The organism is Fuchsiella alkaliacetigena (assembly GCF_023227765.1).
GTDB classification, from domain to species: Bacteria; Bacillota; Halanaerobiia; order Halobacteroidales; family Acetohalobiaceae; genus Fuchsiella; species Fuchsiella alkaliacetigena.
In genome coordinates this window covers 1-1,754 of sequence record NZ_JALKBZ010000106.1, presented here as the reverse complement: position 1 = coordinate 1,754, position 1,754 = coordinate 1, and the positions used below count along the sequence as shown (strand labels likewise).

At 35.7% G+C, this 1,754-nt stretch carries 1 protein-coding gene; it reads left to right on the top strand.

The window, feature by feature from the left end; genetic code table 11:
• The first annotated feature begins 380 nt into the window (after positions 1-380).
• Entirely contained in the window at positions 381-1,619 is a 1,239-nt protein-coding gene (locus tag MWH30_RS13660) for an IS110 family RNA-guided transposase (protein ID WP_248664654.1), read from the top strand.
• The last annotated feature ends 135 nt before the right edge of the window (positions 1,620-1,754 follow it).

The following is a 1,754-nucleotide window of genomic DNA, read 5'->3' as shown; positions in this document are numbered from 1 at the left end:
CCTGTTGTGTTATTTTGTTAATAGAATATCCATTAACAATTTAAATCTTTGCACTTCACCTTAATTTTTCAATCAAACTTTGTTATAATTATGCTTAGCGAGGTGGAGTGCCTCTGCGGCTCCTATTTAGGAGTAACGCTCTAACATTGAGGTCTCCATCTCGTTATTTCTTTTTGATTATGATTGGTATTTATAGAAGTGGGCTAGTCTTGTCACTTCCTTGCGGCTTCAAGTTATCTTGAAGTAACGCTTTCAGAAAGACTGACCCCCACTTCTTTCTAATCATCAGAGGCGGTCGATAGGACGCTGCGATTTAACGCTTAGACAACAGGACTCGCCTGATGATTATTTATAAATTATCTCTAAAGGAGTTGATTTTAATGAATTATCAAGACTTTCTATTTATTGGTGTTGACACTCATAAAAATCAACATACTGCTGCTATTATTAGTTGTTTTCATCAGAAACTTGGTGCTGTTCAAACTCCTAATAATCCTGCTAACTTTGATGAGTTTATTAAGGAGCTTGAAGTTTTTATTACTGATCAAGAAACTCTTGTTTTTGGTTTGGAAGATACTCAAGGTTTAGGACGTTCTCTGGCTCAGTGGTTAGTTAAGCACGGTTATACTGTTAAAGAGGTTAACCCTGCTTTGACTAAACGTGAGCGAGATCATAGCTCTAATCCTGATAAGTCTGATCTGATTGACGCTGAAGCTATCGCCAATGTATTACTTTCCCGATTCGATGAACTCCCCCAAGTTCATAAAGATGATAATTTCAAGGCTCTTAAGCAGCTTAGTAATCATCGCCGTAATTTAGTTAAGCAAAGAACTCAGATTAAAAACCAATTACACGATTTAGTTCATCAGCAATACCCCAATTATAAGAGTTTCTTTAGCAAGCCTTTTGAGTCTATATCTGCTCTAGCTTTTTTTGAAGAGTTCCCTCATCCTGGCAAATTAAAGTATTACGGTGAAAAGAGATTACAAAAGTTTTTAAAGAAACAGGCTGCAAATATCTCTAATGATAAGGCTAATGAGATTCTTGCTTTGGTTGATAAGGAACAAGATGAAGACTTATCTGTTGAAGCTAGAAATTCTCTTATACCTATGCTGATCAAGCAGCTTAGACTAATTAATGAGCAACTTGAAGATATTGAAACGCAGCTTCAAGAGGCTGTTGAAAAGAGTCCTTATCGGTTAACTACTATGCCTGGTATTAGCTATAACTTAGCAGCTCAATTCATCTCTGAGATTGGTCACATTGACCGCTTCGATTCAGCTAGTCATTTAGCTAAATATGCTGGATTAGCACCGGTTGAATATAGTTCTGGTCAATCTAGTTCTCTTTCTCATAAAAAGTATGGCTGTCGTAAGCTCAATAATGCTTTTTACCTACTTGCTTTGCAACAGGTCTGTACTACTAGAGATGGAATGCCTAGAAACCCAGTTGCTTATCAATACTATCAAAAAAAGCTAGCTGAAGGTAAGTCAAGAAAGTCTGCTTTAGTCTGTCTGCAACGTCGTCTAGTTGATATTATCTTTGCTATGATGAGAGATAAAACAGCTTATAAGATGCCTGAAGTACCTGATTATGAAGTTTTAAATGAAGCTAGTTAATACTTTATCTTGCTGTTTTGCTGATTAGACTTAGTTAATTTTTTAAAAGTTATAAGTTATCCTTAGGGAATCTCTGTCTAAAATCATCTTCCATATTTTAACTTGTAATATTTTCACTTGACATAGGACGTCTTT